This window comes from Leptospira jelokensis, from assembly GCF_004769635.1.
Classification (GTDB): Bacteria; Spirochaetota; Leptospiria; order Leptospirales; family Leptospiraceae; genus Leptospira_A; species Leptospira_A jelokensis.
Map to the genome: position 1 here is coordinate 182571 of NZ_RQGH01000011.1, position 25263 is coordinate 207833.

The following is a 25263-nucleotide window of genomic DNA, read 5'->3' on the forward strand; positions in this document are numbered from 1 at the left end:
AAATCCAAATCTTGGGTGCGACTGGTGGGGGTTACCTTGCCAGTCTTTTTTGCGTTTTGGTTGTACGCAGACACCAATGATTGGGAAAAAGAATTGGAAGATCCAAAACCCACAAAACAAACGAACCCAACCAAAACCAATTCGAGTGGCAACGGTTCAGAAGATTGGGAAGCGGAACTTGACAAAGACTTAAAAGACCAAGAAACGCGCAGTAAAGTCACAGAAGGCAGTCGGGGAGTGACATCCAACGTCCAACAACCCAATCAAATCAACCGTTCTGCACAAAATCTAATGATGGATGTGTCTGCGGCCATTGACATTGTTGGGGCTTGGGATCGAAACAAACCTAGAGGCACAGGGGAGCGGATTGATAACAAACTTGATGTACGTTCCGCCGAGTTTGGGTTTACAGCCGCCGTTGACCAGTGGATGCGTGCCAATTTCCTAGGAGCGGCCCATGGGGAAGATGGAAAGTATTACTTCGAAGTCCATGAAGCCAATGTATTATTTCCTTTTTTACCATTGAACACTTCGCTAAAAGTGGGACAGATGTTCATCGACATTGGGCGACTCAACCGCATCCACTTACACGATCGACCTTTTACCATGAACCCGATTGTCCATGAAAAATTCATTGGTTTTGAATCAGCTATGGATACGGGAGCAGAATTTAGCATCTTACTCCCTTGGAAGTGGATTACCCAAGAACTCGTATTAGGTGCTACAAATGGGAAAAAATGGGGGCATTCTCATTCCGAAGGCCAACAGAAAAATAACCCAATGGGTTATGCCCACTTAAAACATTTTTATTATTTTGGAAATAACTGGGGGACACAGTTTGGGTTTTCTGGTGTACGATTTGAACCCACAACGGACAGGCGCAACCAAAGGTATTTGTATGGAATGGATGCCGTTTTGCGTTGGAACCGCTCCAACTTACGGGAACTCATGATCATGTCAGAAGGTTGGTACCAACAAGAAATTTTCCCTGAACAACTGGACCCAAGTACCTTTCGAACTTCAAAAGCCCCGTCTCGCGACCAGTGGGGTTATTACTTTTTTGCGGATTATAAATTCCACCAACTTTGGTCTTTGGGTTACCGTTATGATTATTTTACAGACAAATCCCTAGTCGACAAAAATGGAAAACTTGCAGAGAATGCAATCGAGGCCCATTCCGCACAAATCACCTTTCATAGTTCTGAGTTTGGAAGGATCCGAGGTTCGGTGGAGAGGCGTTACATCCAGGACTATTCCAAAACGGAATTCCAAGAACAAAGGGAATGGCGATTTTATGTGCAAGCAGTTGCGATCTTAGGATCCCATCCTGCTCATAGTTATTAGAGGAAAGAAAACAATGATTGATTACCAAATAAAACATAAAAAAAATCCGATCTCCAATCTATTTCCTTTTACGCTTAAATTTCTTTTCGTGTTATTCATTATTTTTACTTCCCCACTTTTTGCAAAAGTTTCCCTTGTTGCCAGTATTTCGGATATTAAGTATATCGCCGAACAAATCGCAGGTGAACGTGCTGATGTGTATGGGATGATCCGTGGTGTGGATGATCCGCACTTCGTGATGACTCGCCCTGATTTTTTAGTGAAACTCAGTGAAGCAGATGTCCTTTGTGTGGTAGGTCTTGATTTAGAAGTGGGTTGGGTACCGTATCTACAACAACAATCCCGTAATATGAAAATCCAAAAAGGACAACCTGGCTATTGTGATACTTCTTTTGGTGTAAAAATCCTAGGAGAACCAACGGTGATGATGGACCGCTCTATGGGGGATATGCATATCTATGGAAACCCTCATTATTGGAATGATCCCATTAATGCCATCCAGATGGCTCAAAATATCAAAAATGCTCTCACACGTGTGGATCCTTTGAATGGTGAATACTACGAAGGGAATTTTAATGCCTTTAAAAAACGCCTGATCCAAGTCACAAAGGAAGAAATGAAAAAAATGGAACCATACTTTGGACTCAAAGTAGCAGTTTTCCATGACCAATTTGTTTATCTTGCTTCTAGGTTTAAATTTAATGCCAATTTGACAATAGAAGAACGACCTGGAGTTCCACCTTCTGTTCGTTATATGGATCAAGTGATCAGTTACATGATCGCCGAAAAGATAAAAATTATCTTGATCGGGCCTTATCACAATCCAAAGTATGCAGAGTATGTCTCTTCGAAAGTCCCTGGTTCTGTGGTTGTCACATTACCTGTTTCTGTAGGTGCCCTAGATACCACAAGTTACGAAGATGCATTACGAATGAGTTTACAAAAAATACGCGATGCAAGCGACAAAAGCAAATAATTTGCCAAAACCAATGAACTTTATCCATACTGACCATTTGTCTGTAGGATACAGAAAAGAATTTCCCGTTGTCACTGACATCCACCTGCATATCGAAGCTGGAAAAACCTATGCTCTTGTGGGTGGCAATGGCGCTGGCAAAACCACACTCTTTCGAACACTCACTGATTTGCTTCCACCTCTTTCCGGTTCCATTCAATTTTCAAAAGAAATTTCTACTTCCTATGTGCCCCAGGCAAAAAAAATGGCACTCGATTTCCCTTTACGAGTAGAAGATGTTTTACTCATGCCAAAAAACATTGGTTTTAGTTTTTTACCTAAACGTAGGTTTTCGGAAGAGGATCTATTACTCATTGAAAAAACAGGTGTTAGTTCCTATTTAAAAAAACAAATTTCACTTTGTAGTGGTGGTCAATTGCAAAAGGTTTTGATTTTACGATCACTGCTGACAAAAGCCAATTTGATTTTTTTAGATGAACCAATGGATTCTTTGGACCATAATGCGAGAGAACTCTTCCAGTCCATCCTATCTGAATATTTAAAAATCGGGAATCGGTCACTTTTTTTTATCACCCATAGCCTGGAACACGATTGGGGTTTTGGATTTGATGAAGTTTTTGAGATCGATGAAGGAAAGTTGTTTAATATCACAAAAGGAGAGAGGCCACCTAACTGCCACCACCATGACTAGTATCCTCTCCAGTTGGAATTTATTTTTACCTCAAGTATTAGTAGGTAGCCTTGTGGGGGCATTACTCTCTGTCCTTGGGATCCTCATTGTTCTGCGGGGTATGACATTTTTTGGTGTGACACTTTCGCAAGCCGTTACATTTTCTGTTGCCTTGTCACTTTTTATGGAATGGCCAGGAGAAGTGTTTCCCATTTTGTTTTCTTGTATTTTGGTTTTCCCACTTCTCTATGTTCGCAAACTCCCTGGAATGAAAGAAGAGGTGATCCTTGGGATTTTCTTTGTATTCTTTTCGGCTGCTTCTCAGTTTATGCTCGCTCTCGGTGGCAATGTGCAAAACCATTTGATGGCTGCTTTTTTTGGAGACATTCTAACCTCCCAGGTGAGAGCCGATTCCCTTGGGATCTATGTTGCGATTTTCTTTTTTTTCCTTTATTTAAGTTTTTTTAGAAGGTTTTTGTTCATCAGTTTTGACAGAGACGAATACAAAATCCAAATCGGAAACCCACTCCCTTTCGATTTACTATTTTACATCATCCTTGCGGCCTCACTCACAGTGGCTGTCAACTTACTTGGAACATTTTATAGCATTGCCCATTTATTACTTCCTGTGTTTGCCTTACTTCCCATCATCCGTTCCTTAAAAATCCTAACGATTGTTTGTGTATTGTTTTCGATATTCTCCACTTGTGTCGGATTTTTGGTCTCTCTTGTGGGCCTCGAACGGAATGGTGAAATGGTTTATTTCCCCACATCCTCGAGCATCATCCTTGCGCTTTGTTTGTTTGCTTTTTTCATCCACCTGATTCGGTTTCTTATCTCTTCCTTTTTTTCAAAAAGAAGCCGATAGATATTCTGTGGAAACCATTCCTTGTAATACCTGCGGCCAATCTACCTTTCGTCCTCTTTTTACTAAAAATAGCCCTCTTGGCGAAACCTTCTCCATTGTCAGTTGCTCTTCTTGTGGGCTTGTGCAAGTGAACCCTCAACCCAGTTTGGATGCGGTGAAAAAATACTACGATGATTCTTATTTCACCCAAAGGACGGAACGGGGGTATGATAATTATTATTCGAGTGAACTACGAAAAGAAATCTCCCGTGTTTTCCAAATGAATTTGAGAGACTTGGATTTTTTTTCTTGGGAGGTTAAACGAAAGAAAGAGGCACTGGCAAATGGAAAAACCCTGTCTTCTCTTGATATTGGATGTGCGGCAGGATATTTTGTGGCTTACATGAAAGAAAATGGCTATGATGCAAAAGGAATTGAAATTGCCGATGGTCCCGTTAATTTTGCAAGGGAATCTCTTGGACTTTCTATTTTTCAGGATAATTTTTTAACTTGGGATTTGGAATTTCAAAACCAATTTGATGTGATCACCCTTTGGGCGACCATTGAACATTTACACAAACCCAAAGAAACCTTAGAAAAGATCAAAAAACACTTGTTACCTGGTGGTATCTTAATTTTATCCACATGCCGGTATGGAATACTCGCCAAATGGAATGGTTTGCATTGGCGTTACCTCAATGTTCCAGAACACCTATACTATTATTCATTTTCTGGATTAAAAAATTTATTACTTTCTCTTGGTTACAATTCTCCCAAGGCCTTTACCTATGGGAGTGGACTTACCAATCGAAAAGATGCAACAATTTCTTTTCGATTGCGAAAGGCATTTTTTGATCGATTTGTGAAATGGTTCCAAATGGGAGATATGATGGTATTTTCTGTTAAGAAGTAGGAACCCGTTACGAAAGAGACTTTAAAATATCCTCTACACAAAAATTAACCACTTCATCTAAATCAGCGGTTGCATCCACAAAGATGGTCGAATCAGGGAGGATAGCCAAATAATTTTGATAAATGCGAGTTTGTTCGCCTTCGTCGTCAAATGCCTCTTTGTTGCCACCACGTGAATTTCTGCGTTCCAATGCTTCTTCAGGAGAAAGGTCTAAAAAATAAACACGGTTTGGTTCCGGAAAACCTTTGTCTTCATTCATGTACAAAATGTCAGCAGCATGTTCTTCATCTTTTCCTTGGTAGGCAGCTGTTGAAAAATAATAACGGTCTTGCACAATTGAATTACCATTCTTTAACGTTGGTAAGATGGTCTCGTTGACTGAAACTTCTCTATCGAGTAAAAAAAGTTTCAATTGTTCGTCTTGGTTTAGTTTGATTTTCCCTTGGAGGAATTCTCTAATTTTTTTGCCATGAACACTCTCCGTTGGCTCCCGGTGCCACTCCGTTGGAATGGATTTGGAGTTCAGAATTTCAGAAACTTTTTTTGAGACTGTCGTTTTCCCGGAACCATCGATCCCTTCGAAGACAAAAAATTGAGAATTTTTGGACATATCTCTTCCATTTTCAGAATCAGCGTTTTTTCCTCGACTTATTTACGAATTTCGACAGTTTAGTCTAAGGAGCAAATACATGAAAAAAATTTCGTCTATGCTAATCATTGCTTTATTGGCTGTATTTATGATCAACTGTGCCTCTGAAGAAGTGAAACAACCGACTCAGCCAGTGGTAGAAGAACCAAAACCTTCTAAAAAGCCAAAATTGGATGAATCATTCAAAACAAGAACAAGAGACATCAAGTAATTGATGTTTCCGTTCGGAGCCACTCAAGGGCAACCTGGGTGGCTTTTTTTTTACCATTTTGCTAAATAAATCTACATAATTCGCGAAACAATCAACACCTCGTTCTCTAATGCTTTAATTTTAAGCATGATGCAGTAAACTTCACTACAATGCCCATTGGTACCGATCTTGCAATAGATTTGCATGTATCCTTCTATGCAGATTGAAAATGAAAGTCATAAACTAGTTAGGGAGTGGAAGGAGTGGCTTTCGAAAGGGGAACTCACCCCAGTGTTCCAACCGATTTTGTCTTCTGAATCCACTGGGATTTATGGATATGAACTGCTCGGTCGATTGTCAACAAACGAAGGCTACCTTAGTTTAGGTGAATTCTTTTTAACACACACCTTGGGTTACGATGAACTGTTTTTTTTAAAAAAACAGGTGGATGAAACCATTCGTTACACCGCTTTACAAAAATTTGCAAAGCATGCTCCACCCGAAACAAAACTATTCCTAAACATTTCACCGAACATTCTGTACCATGCCCTTCTGAATTTAGAAACCACCTTACCGCAAACCATTCGGATGGTAAGGGAAATCGGACTCGATCCAACACGGATTGTGATTGAGATCACAGAAGAACGGTTCCCACATAATTTAGAATTATTAAAACCTGTTTTGAATTTATACCGAAAAGAAGGTTTCTCCATCGCCGTAGACGATGCAGGATCGGAAGCGAGTAATTTAGACAGAATTGGATTGTTCCATCCAGAGATCATCAAGGTGGATTTACAAATGTTACGCCGTTCTACATTTTCAAGAAATTTTAAAGAGATCCTTCTCAATTTATCAAAGTTAGGTGAATCTCTAGGCAGCAGTTTATTATTTGAAGGGATTGAATCAGAAGATGAATTGTACAATGCTTTGAATTATGGAGCCCGTTACATCCAAGGGTATTATTTTGCCAAACCAGAAGTTCCGTTTTCGGGAAGATTTGAATACCGATCCGAAATGCAATCTTCTTTGGAATACTTCCACGCAAGGAAACAAAAAGAGATGAACCACCAAATTGAGTGGGAGACTATTTGGAAAAACAAACTCTCTGAAATTGTAATGGGATTTGGGGAAGTGGATGGGATTTGGGAATGGCAGGAAAATTTTAATACTTCTGTATTTGGAGATGGTGATTTTTTCCGGATGTACATCACAAACCATATGGGGTTCCAAGTTTCCCCGAATTATTCGCGCACGGATTTTGGAGACATGAAACCAGATTACTCCTTTCTCGGGAAAAACTGGTCCTTTCGGCCTTATTTTTTTGAACACCTTCACAAATCCAAAACGAGCCGTGATGCATGGACACTTTCCCATATGTACCATGACATTTCTGAAAGAATGATGTTACGAACGTTTGCTCGGAACCTTTCTGAAAACTTGATTTTATTTATCGATGTGGTGGTTTCCCGAAGCTGAAAGGTTTTGCCCAAATGGATTGGTTACGGAATTTTGGTATGAGATATGGCAAAAATCCAGTTTTTGCAATTACCCGTTCCACCTCCGAGTTATTTTGCAGCCACAGGTAATGTTCCCCTAGCAGCTGCTAGTCTTGCAAGTTGTTTGGAATCAAAGGTTGATCCCGTAAAAGGGATCACCGCTTCCGTGATTTCACCAGAAGATACGGACTCACTGGGTGACATCAATTTAATTGATCGAATTTGTAAGGAAGGCCCTGATTTTTTAGGACTCTCTCTGTATTTATGGAATACCGAACGTAGCCTTTACATCGCAAACGAAGTCAAAAAAAGAAATCCAGAAATCAAAATCCTTGTTGGTGGCCCGGAAGTCAATGAAGACAATCCTTATGTGTTAGGTGAAACAGGGTTTGATATTGCCGTATCGGGAGAAGCCGAACACAGTTTTCGTACGTTAATGAAATCTTTACTCAACAAAGAATCATTGGAGAACGTGGAAAACGTTGCCTATCGGAAAAAAGATGGGAGTCTCAGCACATTTGGAGTTCCGGCACAAGCAAACTTCCCATTGACGGATTTTCCTTCCCCTTATACCACAGGCCACTTACAAGTGAATCCGAAACGTTCCACGTATTTGGAAACAGTGAGGGGATGTAAATCGCAGTGTACCTATTGTTTTTATCCAAAGTCATCCCAAAGTTTACGAACACTTGATATCAAAGAGACCATCCATTTGATCTCCAACTTAAAAAACCAAGGAGCGAGAGAACTTGTTTTTTTAGATCCTACGTTTAACCATAGGCCTGGTTTTGAATCCTTTCTCGATGCCATTGCTGAGGTGAATGCCGATGGCCAAATGACAATGTTTGCGGAACTTAGGTCGGAAGGTGTCACTCCGAAACTTGCCACCAAACTACGAAAAGCTGGGTTCAATCGGATTGAACTTGGATTGCAGTCTGTGAACGAAGAGACCCTAAAACGAGTGAAGCGGTATGGCAGTCCCGAAAAGGTAGCGGAAGTGGCAAAGATGCTTGCGGGAGAAGGGATCGATTTATTGTTAGATCTCATCATTGGGCTTCCAGGTGACACACCGGACGATGTGGAAAGGGGAATTCATTTTTTCTTAGAACATGGGTTAGGTGAATGGGTACAAGCCTTTCCACTTTCTGTGCTTCCAGGTACCAGTATGCGTAAAGATGCAGACAAAGAAGGTTTGGTGTATATGCCAACCCCTCCGTATCGGATCATCCAAACCCCAACCTTTAGCCCAGAAACCTTACGAGATTCCGTTTATTTTGCAGAAGACCTTCTGGAACGAAGGTTAGATGAATTTCCAAGGCCGTTTTTATGTGATGGAATCTCTGGAACGTCTGACCGATTTGATTGGTATCCACTAGATTCAAAACAAGTTTTAGCATCTAATTTACGTTTATTGGAGCCTGGGACAAGGCACCATAGCATTTGGTTCCATCCAGAGTCTTTCTCGAAGGACCTCTCCGAAATCCAAACTCTTATGGCAAAAAAAATAGATTTGGAACCATTTTGCACCATTGATTTTGTGATCGAACTAAAAGAAGTTCCCAAATCCAAGGAAATCCAATCCCTTGTGGACATACTTGAATTGAAACGAAATTCCTATCTCTCCAAAACCTTGGCATACCGAGGGGAAAATTTACAACACCGTTTGGTATTTGTTTTCCCTGAAGGAAACGAAAGGTTTCGCAATTGGTCTACCCAATTGGATGGATCAGAATCATATTTAGTTTATGAAACCATTCCACCTAGTGCAATTTCCAATTTGGATCCAGAGGTGGCCCATTTTTATTACCTAAAAGGGGATACGGTAACCCAAAAAGATTGGGATTTTTTAAAAGCCAGTATGGACCCTGAAATGATTACCTTTTCCTCTCGGACTTTGGAAGAGAAGTGGTGTATGGAAGTATTGGGATACGGAGAGATTTAACCACCAAATATCCATTCGTTAGGAATGGATCAATTTGTTTAAGGTTTTTGGATTTGTTTTCGAAAGAATTCGACGTTTTCCAAAAATCTTTTTTTCTCACCAGCTCTAGAAGAATGTCCTGCGATCGCAAGACCAACCGTTAGGTGGCCTTCTTCGTTTTTGGTAATGGTTTTGATTTGGCCAAACGCAGTTAGAGGGGATTGCATTTTAAAAAAGATATCAAATTGAAACCCAGAAAGTTTCGGTAAACTTTGTATCAGATCAGGGTGGTCCACAATCACTTTGAGACCACCTTCGGAAATATCAATCACTGGAAATTTCCCATCGGACTTAATCATGTTGGAATGGCGGATTCTATCGACCATCTCAAAACATAATGTTTTCATCTCCATGGCTTTTAAGAGATCAAAGTTTTCTGTTTTGCTTTGCATATGGATGTAACCGATGGGAATGGATTCATCTTCATCATTCAGATACAAAATGGGAAGGATGAGTTCTGATTTGATTTTCAAATTCCTGCGGTTATTGATTTCTTTGTTAATGTCTTCATCAATTTCTTCTGCAAAAACGATAAAGTCTTCATTCGGAGAAGTTTCATAACATTCCTTATTATTGACATCTTCGAGTAGGAGACCTTTTTTTGTTTTTTTAATCAAACGAATGACTTCATTGTCTTCACGAGAATTAAAAGTGGAAATCTTGATGAAATCCACAGAGTTTTTTAATTTTGTTTCATAATCTTGGAAATTGACTTTGACTGCTGTTGGAACATGGAACATATCGGTTTCAATTTTTGCCTTACTCGAAACCACATTTGTAATCCAAGCAGAACCAGGAGGGACTGGGATTCTTGAACTCTCTCTGTCTTTTTTGGCGATGGCAATTTTATTCAATTGCAGGATGTATTGCGATTCACCTTTATCCTGCTCTACCGTGCATTCCAAGTGTAAGTAACGACCGAGGATTTTGTAGAGAGTGATTTTTTGGCCCACGGATAAGGTGATGGTAGGGCGAACACCCACGAGGATTTTGTTCCCATCTTGGGATACTTTTTTTAGGTAACAAATTTCGCCTGAATGGATGTCATCTTTTAGGTTCAATTCTTGGTTTAATAAAAACTTTGTCAAAACATGCAGTTTTTTTTCCGTGTCGGAAAAAACATCCAAGGAACGTTTGTTTCTTTCTACTGTTTCCATAAAAGGTCGTGGTACTCACTATTATCGGTCAATTTTCTCCTGAAATTCTCTTGCACGCAGAGTTTTCTTACCTAAAGTAGAAAAAGGAAGGATAATTATGTCAAATCACCCCCTACCAGGATCTGAGCTTCTCGACGGAGTCAGTGGACAAGAGCTCTTCTCGGTCAACATGGGTCTCACGTATCGAGATTTTTTAGTACTACCTGGGTATATAGACTTCAATCCAAGCGATGTGGAGTTAGAAACAAAACTTTCCAAAAATATTTCACTCAAAAGACCCCTTATGAGTTCGCCTATGGACACTGTTACCGAGTCTGAGATGGCGATTGCCCAAGCACTTATGGGTGGAATCGGAATCATCCATTATAATAATACGATAGAGGAACAAGTGGATCTCGTTCGTAAAGTGAAACGATACGAAAATGGATTCATCAAAGATCCAATCCTACTTTCACCTGAACACACCGTTGCCGATTTGGATGCGGTCAAAGAAAAATATGGCTTCAGTGGAATTCCGATTACGGAAAACGGGACCGCTAGTACCAAGTTAGTTGGGATTGTTACCAATCGTGATGTGGACTTTGAAAAGGATCGTAATATCAAATTAGGTAAGGTGATGACGACAGAACTCATCACCGCAAGTGTTGGCATTAGTTTACTCGAAGCAAACGATATCCTCCGAACGAGTAAAAAAGGAAAACTTCCTATCGTCGACAAACAAGGAAAACTTGTGGCACTCATTTGCCGAAGTGACCTGAAAAAAAATAAAGAATTCCCTCAGTCTTCCAAGGATGACCAAAAACGTTTGCGAGTGGGAGCTGCGCTTTCCACCTTACCAGAGTCACGCGATCGTATGGCAGCTCTTGCTGGGGTTGGAGTGGACGCTATAATCATCGATTCGGCTCAAGGGAATTCCAGTTACCAAATTGAAATGATCCAATGGATCAAATCTAATTTTCCAAACATCGATGTGATTGGTGGGAATGTGGTCACAAAGGCGCAAGCTGCCAATCTCATTGGGGCTGGGGCTGACGGACTACGAATTGGTATGGGTCCAGGTTCCATTTGCATCACACAAGATACCATGGCAGTGGGGCGAGCGCAAGCGACTGCTGTTTTCAAAACGGCTGAGTATGCACAGGCACACGGAGTCCCAGTCATTGCCGACGGGGGGATTTCGAATATTGGTGACATCGCCAATGCACTCGCAATTGGTGCTTCCATGTGTATGATGGGTTCCATGTTTGCTGGAACAAAAGAAGCACCTGGTGAGTATTTTTATGAAAACGGCATTCGTCTAAAGAAGTATAGAGGGATGGCAAGTTTGGAAGCGATGAGTAAGGGTGGGGACAAACGGTATTTCTCTGAATCACAAAAGATCAAGGTTGCGCAAGGTGTATCCGGTTATGTGGTAGACAAAGGATCTGTTCTCAATCTCATCCCTTATCTTGTGCAAGGCCTAAGACAAAGTTTCCAAGATATGGGATACCGAAACATCCCTGACCTTCACAAAGCCTTACGCGAAGGAAAACTTCGTTTTGAACGTAGGACAGAATCGGCGCAGGCACAAGGAAGTGTGCACGGATTGTATTCGTATACAAAACCTTCGATGAGAGCTGAATAAAGAAATTACATGCGAAAACTTTGGATTTTATTTTTTTTGATTTCTTTTGCCACACTCGAGGCACAAGCGCCTGATACGAGTTTGTCGGCACAAGAACTTTTGGCAAGGCTTGACCGAGAGATGGATTTTGGAAAGGGCCTTGTAAAAGGAACCTATGTCCTCATTCGTAGGAACGGAACATCGGAAACTTGGAAAATCAATCGGTTTTTCAATGGGGAAGATGCACTTCTGTTATTCGATCGAAAAGGGCGTGGCCTTGAGTCCAAACTCCTCACAAAAGATGAAGGGGAAAATGTATTTTTCTTCAATGTCCTCAGTGCCAAACTTTTCCGCAAAACCGATGATGAAAAATACGAATCCCTAATGGGGACTGGATTTTTTTACGTGGATCTTTCCGGTTATTCCTATCAGGCAAATTACAACCCACTTGTAAACGGAGATTTGGAAATTGGGGGAGAGGTGTACTACCGTGTTTCCTTAAAACCCATTTTACCTTATTTTTATAAGAAATTAGTTTTACTGGTTGGGAAAAAGGATCTAAAACCCTATCGTGTCGACTTTCATGACCGTGATGGAATTTTATTCAAAACCTTAAACTTAAAATACGGGCCTGTCAAAATCAAAGACAATGCAGGAAAAGTGGAAGAAGTCCAAAAGGCTTCCCGTTTGGAGATGTTAGATTTGAATACAGGTAGCATCACTGTGTGGGAAATCCAAGAAGTGGACAAAACGGTGAACCCGGATGCTTCTCTTTTCAATGTGGATAACCTAAGCCGGTAACATTCATTTGGTAGAGCCAGGTCTTATCCTTTTTCGGACTCCCTTCCAAAAAAAAGAATCCATACAACTGACGAAAGAAGAGTTAAACCACCTTCGTGCCCTTCGTTTGCAAAATGAATTTACCACCATCCAAATCCGAGACGGAGAAGGTGGTCTTTTTAATTATGTTTATTCACCTAATTCCAAAGAACTTTTCTTTCAAACCGAAGCGTTTGTGCCGAGAAAAACCCACCGCAAAAAAATAGCCATCGCCTTACCAAAAGGGAATCGATTGGATTTCTTTTTACAAAAAGTCACAGAGATTGGTTTGGATGAAGTGGTATTTTTGGTATTCCGTCACTCGATCCGAAAAGAATTCAATTTAGAACGTGCCGAAAAAATTGTAAAAGAAGCGGCCGCCCAATCCAAACAAACTGAAATTCTAAAACTGTCCATCGAATCCGCAAGTGACTGGTTAGAGGCACATAAAGAAAGTTTGGTGGTCTTCCACCCCTTTGGCAAAAATCCGTTTGTGATGGGAACCTTGCAAAACAAAATCCCCGTGATTGGACCAGAGGGTGGGTTCCATGCGGACGAAGAAAACTGGATGGAACAAAACAAAATTGAACGTATCACCTTGCCTGGTGGGGTGTTACGAACTGAAACTTGCGGAATCGTTGCCGCAAGCTTTTTGGTTTATGGAACAGAATGAACCTACTTATTCGTTAACAGTAAAATGGTTCCTGATAAATTGCAGTTGGTAGAGCAGTTGCTAAAACAGGCGGAGGCGGCGGTATAATTTGCTCCGGTGATATCAGGATACGTCGCAGCACAGCCTGAATTACAAGCCTCCAAACTCCCTCCCGTGCAGGATACAATGAAGGTGAACAAATTTCTCTCTAAGGTTTTGTCTTCTCGTTTTTGGCAGGATGTAGATAAGAACACGACAAAACTAAGCACAATCAGTAAAAAAAAACGTTTCATAACACATAGACTCTCCTCTCCTAGCATTTCGTCAATCGGTTCGTAAAAATCTTGACCCTTGTGACTTTTCCTATGCATTGGATGAGATTCCGATATGGCAGAAAGTTCTAAAAAGGTTCTGGAGAAAAAAGGACAGGGAGAATATGAATTCACCGCTTATGGGGAATTTCTCTCTTATTTCCACGCCCACATCGATATCTTCAAACGCCTACTCAAAGCAAAAAAAATGGACCCAACCAAAGTGGATGAGGTGGCCAAACAAATTAAGTCTTATATGACAGGGAATATCAAAAAAACGGACCAGTTTTTTGAACACCTTCCACAATTTGCCACAATCCTTGGGGTTACCAAAGAAGAAGTTTCCGCTTACCTCAATTCTAACTTTATCGAAGTTTTAACAAAGGTCCAAGAAAAACTCAAAAGCCAAGAATTAGAAAAATTAGAAAATGCTCCGGCTCCTAGTTTTACATCCATCACAGAAGAAATTGTAGAACGATTACAAGTAACCCATCCCAAAGACTTTGTGTTTGCCCAAAAAGGCATTTTGATGGTTTTAGAAAACCCTCTCACTGGTGAAATCATTGAACCACAAGGACTTATGGCAGCATCCGCAAAAGCGGCGCTTGCGATCCCTGCGGGAGCCGATTCAGAAAAAGAACCTGTTTCCTTAACAGAAGCACTTGCCGTTGCCAATGCACCTCCAACACCTACAGTTAAGAAACAATCTTTAATTCCCGAAAAAGATAAATCCATCCTACAAGAAATCGTAGAAACTTTTGGTGAACACCTAACAGGCGAATTGTTAGAGGTCAAAATTGGACCAGAAGTCACTGACACCCCTCATTTAGAATCCAGTTCCACTTCTTCTGCAACAAAAACGAACGAAGAATATGAAATCGAAGATTTAGAATTTGATGATTCGTCTGAATCGGAGAAGGGAAGTGGGAACACATCTGTTGCGAGTGATGACCATGATGATTTTTCCGACGATTTGGGAATTGAATACGAAGAAGAAGTTCCACCTGCCCAAGCGGTAGATTTAAATTCGGTAAGGCTTGGCAATTATTCAGTAAAAGAGTTTATGGATTTGGTGCAAACCATCACCACCTACCAAACGAAAGGTGACCAAGTTGGTTACCAAAATTGGTTACGAAGTTTGTCCGAATTTGATAAAGCTGTGGTATCTTTACGTACCCAAGTGTTAAAAGAACAAAAAAATGAAATGGTGGATTGGAATTCACTCTTTCAGATGATGAGTTCCAAATCAGAACTGAAACCAGATGTTCTGAAAGGCATCGTCAAAAAAATCAAAAACTATCAAATCGTCAAACTGACGCTCGACCGCATGATCCAAGAATTCAAAAAAGGAAGTCCTGAGTTCATGCAAATTGTAAAGATGGCATGGCCACACATCCAAAAGTCATTTTACGAAGTTCCCAATTACCCACAGGTCCAGAATTTACTCCGCGGGATTTTGTCTCGGGTGAATGGTGAGGCACATAAAAAGGAATTTTCAAAAATCTTTTCAATGGCCCTCAATTTTATCCAATCCAAATTCCAGGTGTAAGTGATGCAGAGAGAGGATCCATCTCTCAAATCCTACAAAGCGAATGCTCATTTTGTTTTTTGGAAAAAACGATGTTTGTTATTTGTGATATCCGTTTTTTTGATCCTTTGGTCTGTTTTCTCAAGTTTGCAGCCACAGTCGCAAAGCAGTAATGGAATCATTGTTGACCCACTGCTCCAAAAACCTTGGATCCCTGATGCTGAGGAAGAAGAATCCAGGAGTTACCACCGTTTCTTAAGTGAATTCAAAAACAAACAATCCTCAGTCAAAAAGAAGGATCGGTTTGGTCGTAATTACTTGGTTTCTCCTTCAGGGAAAATTCGGTTTTTAATTGATGATGAATACAGGAAAGAATTTCCACAACAACTGGAAGCTGATATTGCCGCGAAAGAACTGGAAGTTTTGTATGAAGTGAGAAAAGAAAAGGAAGTCGTTTTTCTCGGGAAAGGGATCCACCTTTGTTACCGTTTAAAAAAGGAAAAAGACTCTGGTTTTTTTCCCGAATGGCTCATCCAGTCCAATGAAATTACAAACCGAGCCGCCAATGAATGGTCAGACCAAACCATCCCACTCGATTTAGTAAGCGAACCATACGGATGTTATGTGGATGAAGTTTCCCCTATGGACTATTTGTATTTAGAGTCCGAGTCATTTCGATATCGTTTGAAAATTCCTGCCAGTTTGCGTTATGAAGGACTGTTTGGAAATCGTTTGGGGATTTATGGGGAAAATCGAGATAGTATTTACCGAATTGTTCGATTTGTAAAATTTTTATCGAATTATCTACCAGAAGGGCAAACGGAATGGGATGAAGCCTTGAAACTCCAAACCTCTGGCAAAAAAAAGAAAACGTTACCAAAAATCATTTTGTCAATTGGTTCTAGTTTTGATAAAGTGAGGCCACTTAGAAATCCAAAAAACTATTTTGTGTTTTGGGATTCGGTTCGTTCCTTATCCAAAAGCCAAATGCGTATGTTGCAATTCAAACGTACAGAAGTGAATGGTGGGTATTTGAGTGAGTGGGTGGAAGTGGACGAAATTGGAAATTCGATCCCAATGGAAATGATGGAATATTATGTATACAATGCCCCCAGGGGTTACTTTTTATCGTTATCCTATCCAAAACGCGAGAAGGAATTAGCAAATGCCTATTGGAATACAATTCGAACAAGTTTTACGGTGAAGGACTAACAGGAGATTGGTGGATGTACACTTCTTTTGTTGAAAATAAACACCGAAGGAAAAAAGAACCAAGTGAAGGTTCTCCTTCCTCATTTCTCCTTTTTTGGATTGGCTTTTTCATCATTTTTGTTTTTTCACTCATATTACTTCCGTTTGGTATGTATTGGCAACTCTCTCATTCGATTTGGGTGTTTTTAATTTTCTTTTTGCCACTAGTATTTTTGGGAATTCATGTTTCCAAAACATTTGGTTACAAAATTTTTTTTGCAGTGTTTTTATCCTTACTTGCTGGTGGGAATGTTTTACTGTTTTTGGGTGATGCGATGGGTTACAAACTCGGTTTAACCGCTAAGTTTGATGTATTACCAGAAGAAGTACACCTAAACCTTGGGTATCGGTATTTGTATTTAAGGGAATTTCGTTTGGATGAAACGGATGTGGGAACATTTGATTCTCCCTTGCTTGTGAGACGACGATCTGGTGGTGCTGTATACGGACCTGTCATCACATTCCGATTCAAACGGATCCTATCCCTTTCAGGAAAAGAGACAAAACGGCCGTTATATGCCATTTGTTATTCGAAAGATTATGGAACTTGCCAAATCTCAAGCCTTGGATCTGGAGGAATCTTACTGCGTGAATCCATTTGGGAAAAAGATGGAACAAGTTTTAGCGAAGGTTCTTTATTTATCGTTTGGAAAAACCGATTGGATGGTGAATCCGAAACAAAAATTATGTATTCCATTTTGTTTTTGGTTTTGGTCCATCTGGTTTGGGGGATTGTGGTGTATTTTCCGACAGGTTCGTTCGAGTAATTTCATTTTTTTCCTCCGAGTTACTCTGATACTTCTCAGATTTTGAATGCCGAAACCAAATGGATTCGGTCTAAAAACTGTTCATAGATGTTTCTCCTTATGAGACCCGCAGGGAGGGGCCAATATCCCTGATTTTCTTTTTTTTCTTTCCAATCCCATTCCCTTTTCTAATTTCACTCCATGTTCTTTCGCCTCCGAGTTTTATTCGTACTCATCTTGTCCCTTGTTTTGGTAGATGCCGATTTCTCCCAAAGCGCGCCACCTTCGATCGAATTTTTTACTCCCAATGGTTTTGTCAAATTGCCAAAACAAGTAACGGTCCGTTTCACAAAGCCAATGGTGGCCCTTGGTGATATCCGGCCAGTCACCGAAATTTTCCAAGTGAATTGTCCTTTTTCAGGAACCAGTCGGTTTATTGATTCCACTACTTGGGTTTATGAATTTGAAAAAGAGGTCCCAGGCGGAGTGGTTTGCCGATTTGATTTGAAAGAAGGAACCAAGTCCTTTAGTGGAGAAAAGATCCAAGGGGAAAAAAGTTTTTCCTTTCATACAGGTGGACCTTCTGTAAGATACTCATCGCCATATAACGGTAGTTCGATTGCGGAAGACCAAGTTTTTTTATTACACTTAGATGGAAAACCAGATCTAACAAGTTTTCAGAAGTTTGCCTATTTTCGTTCTGAAGAATTGGGAAATCGGATTCCAGTGGTTCTTGTCACTGGTTCGGAACGAAAAACATTTTTACAATCACTTGGAAAGAAAGACAAAGAAGAAACAGTTGTTTTAAAAGCAAAACAAACATTTTTACCTGATAAACAGATCCAACTCGTACTTGGCAAAGGGATCAAATCAGTTTGGGGAGGAGAAATCCCCGAAGACGAAGTGCAGACTTATACTGTACGGCCTGTGTTTTCAGCTCGGTTTAGTTGTGAAAGAACGACCGCAGATGCAAATTGTATCCCTATCCTTCCGGTCACTCTTTCGTTTAACTCTCCCGTATCACAAGAGTTAATAGATAAAATCAAACTTGTGGGCAAAGATGGAAAAGAATACCCGAAACAAAAAACAAGTGGCAAAGGAAATGAATATTCCGACTGGGTGAGTTTTCCTGGCCCGTTTCCAGAAAATGCAGAATTTGAAATCAGAATCTCTGAGATTATTGATGATGCAAACAGGAGTTTGGCGAATAGCGCAGCTTTCCCCCTAAAATTTAAAACTGATGAATTCCCACCACTCGCAAAATTTAGTGCCAAGTTTGGGATTTTAGAATCAAAGGCTAACCCGGCCCTTCCCGTCACCTTACGCAACTTAGAAGCAAACCTGCCTGTTAAATCCACTTCCCTTGGTATGGGAGGGAAAAGCCAAAAAACCATGGACATATTGGAAATCCAAAAATGGTTCCAAGCACTTTCGAAAGTAGAAAGGAACCAATCGGTATTCCAAACTCAGGCCACGAATGCAAAAGTGAATTCTTTCCAAATGCCAAAACCGAATGGCAAAAAACCGATGGAAGTGGTTGGAATCCCCTTTGATTCCCCTGGATTTTATGTTGTGGAGTTAACCAGTGAGGTCTTAGCAAACCATCTCTTTGCCAGTGGTGAAGGAAAAAAAATGTATGTTTCCAGTTCGGCTCTTGTAACCAATTTATCACCTCATTTCAAATGGGGAAAGGATACAAGCCTTGTTTGGGTCACAAGCCTTGATACGGGATTGCCGGAAGCAGGTGTACAAATTAAAATTCTGGATTGCCAAGGGAATTTGAAAGGAGCAGGCATCACAGGAAAAGACGGAACCATGCTCTTTGGCAATATCAATTTCCAAGAAGTACCATATTGTGGTTATCATGAGTTGGGTTCGGGGTTAACCATCTTTGCTCAAAAAAATGATGATATTAGTTTTACTTCGAGTACTTGGGAAAAGGGAATTGAGAGTTGGCGTTACCAGCTCCCACAGGCAAATACAGGTTATGCGAATTATTTGGAGTCAATTGTTTTAGACCGAACGCTTTTTAAAAAAGGGGAAACAGTTCACCTCAAACATGTTCGTAGAAGTTTCGGAAACAAAGGATTGTTACCTGCAGATCCAAAAGAGTATCCACCAATGGTTGTGATCAAACACGAGGGATCTGGGGAGAGTTTTTCTTCACCTCTTGTTTGGTCTTTTCCTGGTCATGCCGAATCTGAATTTAAAATTCCAAAAAATGCAAAACATGGTGTGTATTTGGTCACTTATCCGTATAACAATGAGGATACGAGCTATGGTAGAACCATCACCCAATTCCGAGTGGAAGAATTCCGCCTTCCTGTTCTCAAAGGTAACATCCAACTTGCAGGTGATTCCCAAAACCTCATTTCACCAAAAGAGGCAAAGGTCCTATTTGGATTAGAATACCTTTCGGGAGGTGGGGCATCGCAAATGCCTGTGAAAATTCGTTCCCAAGTTGTTCCAAGTTTTTACTCTCCAAAAGAAGAATATTCGGCCTTTAGTTTCACACCAGATTCCATAAAGGAAGGGAAATGGAAAGTGAGTGGATATGAGGAAGAGGAGATTGAAGAAACCAAACCCAAAGTGGTTTCAACAAATGCCAAAACAGATGACAAAGGATTTTTATCTCATACATTCACGGATTTAAAATCCATCCCTGGTTATGGAAATTTACAGGTGGAGATGGAATATGCAGATCCCACTGGAGAAATCCATACTGCCTTTCGTAGTTTTCCTGTTTCCCAATCTGAGGTTCACCTTGGCATTTTACCAGATGGTTGGTACTTTACAGAAGACAAAGTGAAGCTCCAGTTACTTGTGTTAGATGCCAAAGACAAACCTGTTATTTCTCAAAAAATTAAAGTAAATGCTTTTAAAAAGGAATTTTATTCGAACCGCAAACGCCTTGTGGGTGGTTTTTATGCATACGAACATTATGAAGAAGTCAATCGATTGGGTGAATTCTGTGAAGGCAAAACAGATTCTAAAGGCATTCTTATCTGTGAAGGGAAATCACCATCAACCGGTGATATTGTGTTCATTGCAGAAACAAAAGATAAAAATGGGAATGTAACAAACTCAAGTTACCAAGTTTGGGTGAGTGCCAAAGAAGAAGCTTGGTTTGATGTGAGTGATCACAACCGAATGGACATTTTGCCAGAAAAACGTTCTGTTGAAGTGGGTGAAACCATCAAAGTGCAAGTCCGCTCGCCATTTCGCGAAGGCACTGCCCTTGTGAGTTTGGAACGAGAAGGTGTCATTGATTACTTTGTGACCCAAGTGAGTGGAAAAGATCCCTTTATCAATATTCCCATTAAGAAGGAATATGCACCCAATGTTTATATCTCGGTATTTCTTGTTCGTGGACGTATGGGAGATCCAAAGCCAACAGGACTTGTAGACTTAGCAAAACCAAGTTACCGTTTGGGTTTAACCATGCTAAAAGTAGGTTACAAACCGTACAATTTGTCCGTATCGGTCACTCCAAACAAAAAACAATACCAAGTTCGGGAAACTGCTGATGTCGAATTAGAAATCAAAACCTCAGATGGCAAAGTACCATCAGAAAATACAGAAGTAATTTTGGCTGTTGTTGATGAAGCACTGCTTGAACTTTCTCCTAATCCCACCTGGAATTTGTTAGATGCCATGATGGGAACAAGGCCCCACCAAGTGGTCACCTCCACAGCACAATCACAAATCATTGGAAAACGGCATTTTGGACTGAAGGCAAAACCAGAAGGAGGGGGAGGTGGAAAACAATCCACTCGTTCCTTATTTGAAACCTTACTCTATTGGAAGGGAAAGGTAATTGTCGGTAAAGATGGGAAATACAAATTTAGTTTTCCATTAAACGATTCCTTAACTTCCTTTCGGATTGTCGCAATTGCCACATCAGGTGCCAAAGAGTTTGGAACAGGCATGGCAAAAATCCAAACTTCCCAAAAAATACAATCCTTTTCAGGAATTCCACCAATTGTTCGGTTAGGTGATACACTGCAACATGAAGTGAACCTTCGGAATGCCTCTGACACCAAGGAACAATTGCGTGTACGTTTGAGTGTGGTGGATACAAAAAATGGTGTGGAAGTGAAATCTGATTTGGAAACAAAGTCAGCTATGTTGGCACCTGGGGAAACAAAACTCATCACTTGGGATTTAACCGTTCCAGAAGATACCACAAAACGAAAGTTTGCTTTAGAAGTTTCCTCACCAAACGGAAATGTGATGGATTCACTCACGGTGGAACAAACTGTGATCCCTGCTTTTTCGGAACGTGTTTACCAAGCAGGACTTTTGTTATATGAAGCACCTTTTAAGGAAACAGTGGTCACACCGCCTGGTTCAAAACCTAACTCAGGCAAAATGGTTTGGAAAGCGTCACCTACCATTCTTACAAGTCTCAGTGGCATCCAAAAATACTTCCAAACCTATCCCTATGCTTGTATGGAACAAAGGGTTTCCAAAGCCATTGGCTTACGTTCTGATGGGTTATGGAATGATGTTGTATCCGATCTAAATTCATTTTTAGATTACGATGGACTTGTGAAATACTTTCCACGGATGGAACATGGAAGTGAGATCCTCACAGCTTACGTTTTAACATCCGCTAAACTTTCAAACAAAACCATTCCAGAAGAAACTTTGGTAAAAATGACAAATGGACTCCAAGGATTTTTGGACGGAAGGGTGTATGGAGAACGTTACCGATTCGGAGCAGACCTTGTGGTTCGTAAGATCATTGTTTGGGAGGCACTCACTAGGTACCAAACTTATGATTGGGAACAAGTCCGACCCATTTTTGATGGACTGGAATTTTTACCAACAGCATCTTTAATCGATTTATCAGAGATTTATAATCGAGTGAATGGGGCAGATCCTAATGTTAAAAATCGCCTATTTAGTGTATTGCGATCAAAACTCAACCTACAAGGTTCCGAACTCATCATCGCTGATTCTGGGTTTACCAATCCATGGTGGATTTTAGGAAGTCGGGATTACACGATGGCCAAGTTTTTGCTTTGGTCCATAACAGAACCCTCTTATAAAAAAGACCTAGCTCGGATCATCAAAGCATTTGTAAAAATGCAAAAACAAGGAAGGTATGATAGTACATTAGGAAATGCGTATTCAGTTCTCGTTTTTGATCGTGTGAGTAAACTCATCGAAGGTGAAAAGGTGGCAGGTGGAAAGGTCAAAATCCAAACAGAAAAGGAAAGTTTTGCATTGGAACCCAATGGAAAACAAACCATCTCACAATCCCTTGGCCAAACTCCTGAAACTCTCACGGTGACCTATGACGGAAAAGGGAAACCATGGCTTGAGTGGTCGGTTCAAAGTATCCTCCCACTGAAGGAACCCATTGCCAGTGGCTATCGGATCAAACGTACTTGGAAACCCCTCCAAGTGGCAAAACCAGGTGTTTTGTCGAAAGGGGATACGATTCAGGTGAAACTCGAAATTGATGCTGATTCCGATAAGACTTGGGTAGTCGTCGAGGACCCGCTCCCTCCTGGATCTCTCCCGCTTGGGCGGGGGTTTGGGCGTGAATCCCAAATCGGACAGGATGGTCCCAAGGAGACTTCGTACTACTTAAGTTTTGAGGAAAAAACCTTATCCCTTTACCGAGCTTATTTTGAATACCTTCCGAAAGGGAAACATGTCATCGAACACAGTTACCGTTTGAACCATGTGGGAAATTTTGTGATGCCTTCGACTCGGGTGGAAGCGATGTATTCTCCCGAAACCCATGCCGAATGGCCGAACGAAATCGTGAGGATTTCGGAAAATAAGGACTAGGAAAAGTTTACGGATAAAGAGGGTTTGGAATGATGACTCTAATGGGTCCGAACCAAGCCCCTCTTTTCCCCATCCGAATTTTCAAAATATCCTTTTATCATTCAGTTTTTTTTTATCTATTTTTCTTACTCTTTAATACTAGTTTTACCATTATGGGAGTTGATGTAGGTGACTTCCTAAAACAGTACTTAGGTGCTTTTTTTGGAGTTTATCTCTCTACGACAGTAAAAGTTTTTTCTGTATCTCTTTTTCTACACACTACTCTATTTACTCTCGTCCACTTAATTTTCAGTTTTTTAAACAAACAAAAGATAAGTTGGTATGTGTTAGTTGGTTCGGTACTAGGAATTGAATTTTTAGCGCTTTCGGAATCGATGATTCGGTTCCCTCAAATATATGGTGAATTCTTTTTTTTCCGCTATCCAAGTTTTGCACCATTACTTTATTTTTTGACAGACCATATCCCTCCCATTTTACCTTCAATGGTTTTGATTTTGGCCTTGGGAATTTTGTTTGGACTTCTGTTTCGTCAAACTTACCTTTATAAAACCAAAGAAAGTTTTTTTGCCATACTCCATGTTTTGGTTTTAGGTTTCCTCCATATCCATGGATTGTATTTTTTTGGATTGGTTTATTTTGCCTTTATTCTCTGGCAAGGAAAACGATACCAAAATGTCCATATCAAAACCTATGGACTTGGTTTTGTTTTCCTTTTGTTTTTGTACCTAATTCCGAGTATATGGACCTCTATCTCATCCTTTCGTTATTCAAAACAGTTGGGAAAACCTCCCATTTATATTCTTTCTGCCGATTCTTTGCGTTATGATAAAATAGGATACCAAATCAATGGATCCTCCATCACACCAAATATCGATTTGTTTAAAAGAGATGCCTTCCAGTTTCACGACCACCATACAACGATTCCACGAACCTTTCCAAGTTGGACTGATACCCTAACTGGTAAATATGCAATGGATCATAAAGTTCGGGATATGTTTCCATCTCCAGAGGAAAAACAGCGGATCGGTTCTTCATCCTTCCCAACGATCCAACAATTCTTAAATAAAATTGGGTATGAGAACTATGCAATCGGTAGTTTTGCCGCTGATATTTTTCCGAGAGCCAATTTTGGTTTTGATTCTGTTTTTGCTCCTAACTTCAATGCAAGGATCATGACTGTGCAAAGGACTGCGGAAACACAGATTATGGTTTTGCCATTTCTTGTTGGTTCTTGGTTTTCGGGTGGGATGTATTTAGAAGAATTGGATGGCCTTTCGACTTGGGGAGATGGGAAAAGGCTGATAAACCGGTTCCGTTCTTTGGTAAAAGAAAAAAAAGATTCTCCATATACGATCACCTATTTTTCCAGTGTGATTCACTTTCCATACACTCCTTCATACCCATATTACAAACGTTATACGAATTCAGATTACTATGGGAAATACAAATACCTAAAATTTGTGGACCCTACGGATGCAAATCTACCAAATCAGGAAGAAATCTCACAAATTCGTAGCTTATTTGATAGCGCAGTTTATGCCTTTGATCAAGAATTTGGTGAAATGATAGGATATCTGAAAGACCAAGGGATTTATGAGGATGCCATCATCATCCTCACTGCCGATCATGGTGAAGCTTTGTATGAAGATATCCACGGACAAGGGCATGGGGAACACTTACGTGGGGAATCTGTCACACATGTTCCTTTCATGATCAAGTTTCCCAATTCTTCTAAGTTCCAAGAAGCCAGAGAAAGCGAAAGGGAGTTTTTTGGAATCACTTCCAGTGTGGATTTGGTTCCAACATTTTTAGATTATTTCAAAATTCCTTATCCATCGGAATACCCAGGTAAATCGTTGTTAGGCGTCTTAAAGGAAAAAGATTGGAAAGAAGACCGATTTGTATATGCAGAAACTGGGATTTGGTTTTCTGATGTTGGGAATCATTTTTTCCAAAAACAAAGGATCCCATATCCAAATATCTTATCCCTCCACCAAGTTGTACCGGAAGAAGATTACCAAATTATGATCACAGATCCAATTTATCGGGAGACAATTGCATTTTCCAAACACAGAAGCATTCAAAATTCAAATTACAAATTGATTTACATTCCCACAAGGGAAGGTGTGAAATTTGAGTTATACGATCGAAAAAAAGACCCCCTCAATCAAACGAATCTTTATCCCAATCACCCTATGGCTGCTAAAATGAAAGACGTTTTGTACAAAACAGTTGTGAAATGGGAGAGTGCCTCGGTTGCCGGGGAATATTTAATACCAAGTTCTTTATCAGATATCAATGAAAACTTATAAGAAAAAAAGAGGA

Annotated in this window: 19 protein-coding genes; 16 read left to right on the plus strand and 3 right to left on the minus strand. The window is 40.4% G+C overall.

Annotated elements, in window-relative coordinates; translation table 11 throughout:
- Positions 1–36: 36 nt before the first annotated feature.
- The 5 genes from EHQ62_RS05315 to EHQ62_RS05335 are packed head-to-tail and all read left to right on the plus strand — an operon-like array spanning position 37 to position 4750.
- A complete protein-coding gene (locus EHQ62_RS05315) occupies positions 37–1344 on the plus strand; it encodes a TonB-dependent receptor (protein WP_244241645.1) in 1308 nt (435 codons plus the stop codon).
- A gap of 13 nt (positions 1345–1357) precedes the next feature.
- Positions 1358–2320 (plus strand): metal ABC transporter substrate-binding protein, encoded by a 963-nt coding sequence (locus tag EHQ62_RS05320; RefSeq protein WP_135641173.1) that lies wholly within the window; start codon positions 1358–1360, stop codon positions 2318–2320.
- Positions 2298–3011 carry a metal ABC transporter ATP-binding protein gene (locus EHQ62_RS05325; RefSeq protein WP_135641174.1) on the plus strand — a complete coding sequence of 238 codons (714 nt, stop codon included), beginning with the start codon at positions 2298–2300 and terminating at the stop codon, positions 3009–3011. Before EHQ62_RS05320 ends, EHQ62_RS05325 begins: the two co-directional genes overlap by 23 nt.
- The gene (locus EHQ62_RS05330) at positions 3004–3858 is read left to right on the plus strand and encodes a metal ABC transporter permease (protein ID WP_135641440.1); all 855 of its coding nucleotides are present in this window, start codon (positions 3004–3006) and stop codon (positions 3856–3858) included. The genes EHQ62_RS05325 and EHQ62_RS05330 overlap by 8 nt, the downstream gene beginning before the upstream one ends.
- Before the next feature lie 7 nt (positions 3859–3865).
- Positions 3866–4750 carry a class I SAM-dependent methyltransferase gene (locus EHQ62_RS05335; RefSeq protein ID WP_135641175.1) on the plus strand — a complete coding sequence of 295 codons (885 nt, stop codon included), beginning with the start codon at positions 3866–3868 and terminating at the stop codon, positions 4748–4750.
- A 7-nt stretch (positions 4751–4757) separates the two neighbouring features.
- Here EHQ62_RS05335 and tmk read toward each other — a convergent pair whose 3' ends face one another.
- Entirely contained in the window at positions 4758–5360 is a 603-nt protein-coding gene (tmk, locus tag EHQ62_RS05340) for a dTMP kinase (protein ID WP_135641176.1), read from the minus strand.
- Positions 5361–5439: 79 nt separating this feature from the next.
- On the opposite strand from tmk, the gene EHQ62_RS18540 reads away from it, so the two are divergent.
- From EHQ62_RS18540 to EHQ62_RS05350, 3 genes are all read left to right on the plus strand, one after another.
- Complete coding sequence (locus EHQ62_RS18540) at positions 5440–5610, plus strand: hypothetical protein (protein WP_015678807.1); 171 nt, start codon at positions 5440–5442, stop codon at positions 5608–5610.
- A gap of 195 nt (positions 5611–5805) precedes the next feature.
- The gene (locus EHQ62_RS05345) at positions 5806–7065 is read left to right on the plus strand and encodes an EAL domain-containing protein (protein ID WP_135641177.1); all 1260 of its coding nucleotides are present in this window, start codon (positions 5806–5808) and stop codon (positions 7063–7065) included.
- 45 nt (positions 7066–7110) lie between these two features.
- Positions 7111–9027, plus strand: a complete 1917-nt coding sequence (locus EHQ62_RS05350; RefSeq protein ID WP_135641178.1) for a B12-binding domain-containing radical SAM protein — start codon at positions 7111–7113, stop codon at positions 9025–9027.
- 38 nt (positions 9028–9065) lie between these two features.
- On the opposite strand, the gene EHQ62_RS05355 is transcribed toward EHQ62_RS05350, so the two are convergent.
- Positions 9066–10223, minus strand: coding sequence for a DUF1577 domain-containing protein (locus EHQ62_RS05355; protein WP_135641179.1), 1158 nt, complete (start codon positions 10221–10223; stop codon positions 9066–9068).
- Positions 10224–10320: 97 nt separating this feature from the next.
- Between EHQ62_RS05355 and guaB the strand changes: the two genes are divergently transcribed.
- The 3 genes from guaB to EHQ62_RS05370 are packed head-to-tail and all read left to right on the plus strand — an operon-like array spanning position 10321 to position 13318.
- Entirely contained in the window at positions 10321–11847 is a 1527-nt protein-coding gene (gene guaB, locus EHQ62_RS05360; protein WP_135641180.1) for an IMP dehydrogenase, read from the plus strand.
- Positions 11848–11856: 9 nt separating this feature from the next.
- The gene (locus EHQ62_RS05365; RefSeq protein WP_135641181.1) at positions 11857–12627 is read left to right on the plus strand and encodes an outer membrane lipoprotein-sorting protein; all 771 of its coding nucleotides are present in this window, start codon (positions 11857–11859) and stop codon (positions 12625–12627) included.
- Positions 12628–12634: 7 nt separating this feature from the next.
- Complete coding sequence (locus tag EHQ62_RS05370; protein WP_135641182.1) at positions 12635–13318, plus strand: 16S rRNA (uracil(1498)-N(3))-methyltransferase; 684 nt, start codon at positions 12635–12637, stop codon at positions 13316–13318.
- A 2-nt stretch (positions 13319–13320) separates the two neighbouring features.
- On the opposite strand, the gene EHQ62_RS05375 is transcribed toward EHQ62_RS05370, so the two are convergent.
- Complete coding sequence (locus EHQ62_RS05375; RefSeq protein WP_135641183.1) at positions 13321–13590, minus strand: hypothetical protein; 270 nt, start codon at positions 13588–13590, stop codon at positions 13321–13323.
- A gap of 94 nt (positions 13591–13684) precedes the next feature.
- Here EHQ62_RS05375 and EHQ62_RS05380 point away from each other — a divergent pair, with 94 nt between their 5' ends.
- The 5 genes from EHQ62_RS05380 (at position 13685) to EHQ62_RS05400 (ending at position 25250) form a co-directional block, all read left to right on the plus strand.
- Positions 13685–15157 carry a hypothetical protein gene (locus EHQ62_RS05380; protein ID WP_135641184.1) on the plus strand — a complete coding sequence of 491 codons (1473 nt, stop codon included), beginning with the start codon at positions 13685–13687 and terminating at the stop codon, positions 15155–15157.
- A 3-nt stretch (positions 15158–15160) separates the two neighbouring features.
- On the plus strand, positions 15161–16348 hold the full coding sequence (locus tag EHQ62_RS05385) for an LIC10775 family protein (RefSeq protein WP_244241646.1): 1188 nt from the start codon (positions 15161–15163) through the stop codon (positions 16346–16348).
- Entirely contained in the window at positions 16309–17154 is an 846-nt protein-coding gene (locus EHQ62_RS05390; RefSeq protein WP_341866965.1) for a hypothetical protein, read from the plus strand. Before EHQ62_RS05385 ends, EHQ62_RS05390 begins: the two co-directional genes overlap by 40 nt.
- Before the next feature lie 180 nt (positions 17155–17334).
- The gene (locus EHQ62_RS05395) at positions 17335–22938 is read left to right on the plus strand and encodes an alpha-2-macroglobulin family protein (protein ID WP_135641185.1); all 5604 of its coding nucleotides are present in this window, start codon (positions 17335–17337) and stop codon (positions 22936–22938) included.
- A 41-nt stretch (positions 22939–22979) separates the two neighbouring features.
- Positions 22980–25250, plus strand: a complete 2271-nt coding sequence (locus EHQ62_RS05400) for a sulfatase family protein (protein WP_135641186.1) — start codon at positions 22980–22982, stop codon at positions 25248–25250.
- Positions 25251–25263 lie beyond the last annotated feature (13 nt).